The organism is Syntrophaceticus schinkii, assembly GCF_000946815.1.
Classification (GTDB): Bacteria; Bacillota; DSM-12270; order Thermacetogeniales; family Thermacetogeniaceae; genus Syntrophaceticus; species Syntrophaceticus schinkii.
Genome location: NZ_CDRZ01000042.1, coordinates 1 through 5,082, shown reverse-complemented (window position 1 = coordinate 5,082; position 5,082 = coordinate 1). Strand labels below are relative to the sequence as shown.

6 protein-coding genes are annotated in these 5,082 nt (G+C 46.5%); all 6 read right to left on the bottom strand.

Annotated elements, in window-relative coordinates; all coding sequences use genetic code 11:
* The coding region (locus SSCH_RS03230) for a protein kinase (protein ID WP_156972067.1) at positions 1-540 on the bottom strand (540 nt) is incomplete at its 3' end.
* A 193-nt stretch (positions 541-733) separates the two neighbouring features.
* Entirely contained in the window at positions 734-1,360 is a 627-nt protein-coding gene (locus SSCH_RS03225) for a PP2C family protein-serine/threonine phosphatase (protein ID WP_044664220.1), read from the bottom strand.
* Positions 1,360-3,003, bottom strand: coding sequence for a protein kinase domain-containing protein (locus SSCH_RS16125; RefSeq protein WP_052835241.1), 1,644 nt, complete (start codon positions 3,001-3,003; stop codon positions 1,360-1,362). The genes SSCH_RS03225 and SSCH_RS16125 overlap by 1 nt, the downstream gene beginning before the upstream one ends.
* A 13-nt stretch (positions 3,004-3,016) precedes the next feature.
* Positions 3,017-3,193, bottom strand: a complete 177-nt coding sequence (locus SSCH_RS03215; RefSeq protein ID WP_156972064.1) for a hypothetical protein — start codon at positions 3,191-3,193, stop codon at positions 3,017-3,019.
* A 426-nt stretch (positions 3,194-3,619) separates the two neighbouring features.
* Positions 3,620-4,039: a transposase gene (locus SSCH_RS17280; protein WP_269746106.1), complete on the bottom strand. Its 420-nt coding sequence runs from the start codon at positions 4,037-4,039 to the stop codon at positions 3,620-3,622.
* A gap of 86 nt (positions 4,040-4,125) precedes the next feature.
* A complete protein-coding gene (locus tag SSCH_RS16115) occupies positions 4,126-4,941 on the bottom strand; it encodes a transposase (RefSeq protein WP_052835239.1) in 816 nt (271 codons plus the stop codon).
* Positions 4,942-5,082 lie beyond the last annotated feature (141 nt).

Below are 5,082 nucleotides of genomic sequence, written 5' to 3'. Positions count from 1 at the left end.
CCGGCCGGTTCCGCGGTATAAGCTGCCGTTGCGGATCACATCGGCCAGACTGCCGCCGTCCATCCATTCGGAGAAGATGGTGGGGACGCCCCCGATTTCACGAACATAGTAACAGGAAACGATGTGGGGATGCAGGCCTAAATTGATCCAGGCGTCGCACTCATTGATAAATTTTTCCTTTTGTTTCTTGGTTTGAAACGCTTTTGCCTGGGGCTGCTTCATGGCCAGGTCAACGTTCCAGCCTGTGTGGTGCACCCGCCAGACGCTGCCCATGCCGCCTTCGATGGCGTCCGATTCAACACGGTAGGTATCGAGCAGAGTCCTGCCTTTGGCAATGATGACCGCCTTTCCCTCATATCGTGCCGCCTCATTATCCGGAACTGCGGCGTCATCATCCACCGTGGCATCGTCATCCAAAGCAGCATTGTCTATTGCCGCAGCGTCTACGGTTGCGTAATCATCATCGATAGTTGCGTTGTCTGAGACTGTTGCAGTGTTTTCTATGCTGTCAGGAAGCGTTTTTTCATCCTTTTTCATCATAAAAAACCCCTTAACTAACGTATTTCATGCTTTGACCGGGTTTTATAGTTGCAAAACTGTTAATTGACAATTTGAATATAAATCACTGAAATATTATCGTGTCCTCCGTTGACATTGGCTTGATCGATCAGCTTGGCGCAGACGGTTCCAGGGTTTCGGCTGCTCCGCATTATGCGGGTGATATCCTCTTCATTTACCATGCCGTAAAGCCCGTCGCTGCACAAAGGATCCTGTCTCCGGGCGCAACATCACAAACAAAATATTCGGGCAGAGCAGGGGCATTCATGCCGACAAACCGTGTAAGCCGTGAGCTCGAAGGGTGGTTGTTGGCAGCGTTTTTGGCCAGCTCTCCGTTTTTAACAAGAAGTGCGGCAATATTATGGTCCTCTGTAATCTGCTTCAGCGTTCTTTTATATTTTGGCAGCAGGTAGCCGCGGCTGTCACCCAGGTTTGTAAATATTGCTTTGTCTTTATAAAGCCATATGCCGCAAAATGTTGCCCCAAAACTGATATGCGACCCCGTGTTTGCGGCATTGAAAAGTTCGTCACTGATCCTGCGGATGGTTTCCGCAAAAGCATTTCCGGCCGCATCGGGAGTTTCTTCATTCAGCGAAAAACGCATCATAACCGGAATGGATTCCCTGACATAGACTGAAGCTCTTGCTCCCTCTTCAAGCCCGCCCATCCCGTCGGATACGGCAAATATCCCTATGTCGGGACAGAAGATGACCTCGTCCTGATTGCTGTCTCTAAGCCTGCCGGTGTTTTTTTCTCCGGCATAACGAAAACAATAGGAAAAGTTCGGTGTTTTATGTTTCATCAAATAACGCCTCTAACGGTTTTTTTAACTTCATCAGGCAGCGCCGCGACGATCTGCTGCTTCAACTCACGGGCAGATTGGATGCCGATATCGGGAGTTTCGACCAACGCCTTATCAATAACGGCTGCAAGTTTCTCAGGTATCTGCGGATCCCGCTGTCTGATCGGAACCGCCTTTTCCGTATACATGGCCAACCAGATATCCTTGCCTTTTATCTCCTTGGGAATATTGGCAGTGAGCATATAATAATAGCTGGCGGCTGCCGCCCAAACGTCCACATCCGGTTTGGCATATTTAAAATTCGCGATCTGCTTGCGCGGCTGGAATACCGGTGTCCCTGAAACTGTGCCCGTACGGGTATGTTTGGAAAGCCCTGCCGTCTCAAAGCCTTTGGCCAGACCGAAATCGGCGACCTTTGCTGCGGGATAGGTGCTATTGTCCGCCAAAAAAATGTTGGCAGGCTTAAAATCGCGGTGAACAACGCCCCTGGAATCCCGGGTCCGCCAGCCGCATTTTACGCTGACGTTCGCATGGTGTGCATACTCCAGCCCGTCCAGTGCCTGCAGGACGATGAAGGTCGCAATGTCTAAGGGCAATTTGCTCCCGTACCTTTCCATGTATTTATCCACGCTGCCGCCTTCGCACAATTCCATCAAAATATAGAATACGCCGTTTTGGCAACCTGTTTTAAAAACTTTGATGACATTTTTATGGTCAAGGGCTTCTCCAAGCATGGCTTCGCGCAGGAATGTATCTTTAGCAAGCTTATTTGCCGCCACCTCCGGCAGCATGGTTTTCAGGGCATATTGCCTGCCTGTTTTTTCATCCTGCACCAGCCAGACAGCGCCCATTCCGCCCGCACCCAGTTTCCTTACCTTGCGGAACCCTTTGATTGTTGCAGGCCCATGATCCTTTTGGGATCGCTGCCCGAGAATACCGCCCAGAGCCTGTACCAAAATTTCCTGCAATACCTTGCCTTGGTCCCTGGCGCATTGGGGACAAAGGTTATTATCCGGGTCCTGGGGTGTAAATATCGCGCCGCAGCCCGGGCACTTTTTCCGGGAAGCTGCCTGCCGAATTTCTTCTTCGGCTTTATCTGCTGCTTGTTTGAGCTTTCTTTCCAGGTCGGCGGCCATTGCTTCCGCTTCCTGCTGCAAATGGCAAGCCTCACAAATTGCTTCACCTTTTCTGTTCACATAGCTTTGCGGTGCATCATCATCTATGGTTCGGCCATCCAGGGAGGCCCTGTCATCCGGCAGCTCTTCGCCGCAGTTTGCACAGCGTTTGGCTAAAACTGTATGCAGGAGAATCTCGCAGTGTTTGCCCAGTCCAAGCCGGTCGCCATCATGCAGCTCGAATTCCTCGTGGTATTCCTTTTGCGCATCCTCGACAGATACGGAACGCTCACGCTGTCCGATAATTTTTCCGTTCAGGTAGGTTCCGTTAAGACTTCCGAAATCTCGCGCCGTAACATCCGGCGGAGTTACCTCCAACATGCAGTGATAACGGGATACGGATTTGTCGGGGAGGACAATTGTACAATCATCCTGCCTGCCAATAAATAGCTGCTCCTTGCTGTCGTAAATGAATTCCTTTCCTGCAAGTTCTCCTTTAGTAACTTTCAAAATAATCTTTGATGGCATGACCCTGCTCCTCCTATTTATGAATCCTTACAATTTCTTCGATCATCCTATCCAAAAGCGAGATGGTGTTTTCCCTTGTTCCCGCGGATAAACTCACCCACAGCTCGTTAAAAACCATCTGAAATTCATGGATCATGCTCATCTGATTGGAATAAATGAGCATAGGCTGTGCCCATGTAATAGTCTTCATCTGTTCTGCCTCGTCAGCCTCCGCTGTATTCTGGAATCTAATCCAAATATACCGTAACATAACAACCTTGTCGATTTTAATTTACCCTGAAATCGGCAAGTAAATAGCTTCACAGCGGTCAACAGTACCTGAATCCGTATTAATAACCAGATGTGTCCAAATATCCTAATCACATTTACCCCACTGCTTTTTTATCCGCTAATTAACCGGAAAATGAGTAACATTAACCACCACCCTGTTTCCGATAGGATGTTTTGAGATCTGTATCTTGTTTATAATACAGTCTTATTTGTCGTGTTTCAGCATCTTATAGGGTACAGCCGTTGGACTACCAGGTAAAGAAATTCATCCAGGTTAGTTTTGACCTGATTGATCACTGTTTCCAGCCACTTGTTGGCGGCCAAACGGACATGTCTATAGCGTCCATTACCCACGATGTTGCCCGGTACACAAAGCACTTTGCGCCTGATGGTTTTTGCCCGGCAGTTTTTGACCTCGTTCAGGCATGGTGGCTTCTTTGAACCAGAGCATGAGATTGTAACTAATGGCCTTTACCAGCATATAGGCCTCATTTTTGACAAAGTTATGCTGGCTTGCTTCATCAACAGCAAAACCATCTTTTAGTTCATTTATCCACAATTCACAGGTGCCGCGTTTGTTGTAGAAACGCCAGACTTCTTCAGGAGACATATCATTAGTCTCAATGTTGGTTACTATGGCTTGGTATTGATAGCATTCAGGGTGGTCTATATATAATTGGCCTGTTTTGGGATCTTTTTTCTGACAAATAACGATGAACCGTCTGGCCTTGTTCCAGCTTGGTAACGGGACTGTTAGTTCAGCAATGCTGTAACATTCATCCAGCTCCTGCCAAAGGTTTTGTTCTTTTAGGTAATTAACGATCTTTTTTTAAACCACTTCGCATCGGGGCTTTACAGACATATAAAAGGGTACGGGATTCGAAGTATTCGAAATTTTTTTTCGTCAAAAAAGCCTTTATCCATTCTTACACCTTTGGGGACGTAGTTATGGGGTAATTGTCCCTCTGCCTCCTTGAAAAAATTAAGGAATTCGCCGTTACTGTGCGTCTTACCACCATATGCTTTTAGATTGACTAATTCTGCAGTTTCAGCAATAAAACAAGCCTTGGCCTTGATAGACGGACGGCCGTGATAACGAGGGTTATAGCCTACCTCACCGCCTTCTTGGTTGCCATGAAGGGTAATAACTGTATCATCGCAGTCCAGCCATATCTCAGTTGGTTCCTTTGTCCGGGAATGCAGTGCTATTAATTGTTGATTGATAGAGCGTAATTCTCCAAGGGATTCAATTTCCAATGCCTTAAATAACCGTCTGAATGCTGATTCCTCAGGGCATTCAATATCGCCTTTGATTTTCAGGTAACCCGGGTCGTAACGTAAATCATTGATATGCTCGAATCGAGATAGACCAAGAATTTGAGCATCAACCAGAAAATCGAGCATTTCTTGAGACTGATATTTGCTGTTAGGTGCTTTGCGCATGGTAAAAGTGCTTTTGATAAGTTCCTTGAAACCAATTGCCTGTTTAAAAGATTCTACAGGGCCAAAATTGGCGAATTTAGTGATTGTATCGTTATCAAAAGTAACTGGCAAATTAAATTTACGGATTTTCTTTTGTAAACGGTATTTTTCAAGTTCAATCTTTCTTTTTTCACGTCTGGGTAAAAGAGGTGCTTGACAATGTGTGGTTGTTTGTTGTACTTTCATATTGAAGACATCCCTTCTATTGGATTTTGGGTCTCACCTATCCAATTAGATTTTTGAGGGGTGTCTTCCTCCTTTTTGTGCAAAATATTTTATAGGTTTTGCTACTTAAAAAGCTAGCAATGGCAAGAGCTTGGGCAGCTT

Excerpts from the sequence above, each read along its gene's own strand:
- SSCH_RS03225 (WP_044664220.1), bottom strand. The coding sequence starts at position 1,360 with ATGAAACATAAAACACCGAACTTTTCCTATTGTTTTCGTTATGCCGGA.
- SSCH_RS16125 (WP_052835241.1), bottom strand. The coding sequence starts at position 3,003 with ATGCCATCAAAGATTATTTTGAAAGTTACTAAAGGAGAACTTGCAGGA.
- SSCH_RS03215 (WP_156972064.1), bottom strand. The coding sequence starts at position 3,193 with ATGAAGACTATTACATGGGCACAGCCTATGCTCATTTATTCCAATCAG.
- SSCH_RS16115 (WP_052835239.1), bottom strand. The coding sequence starts at position 4,941 with ATGAAAGTACAACAAACAACCACACATTGTCAAGCACCTCTTTTACCC.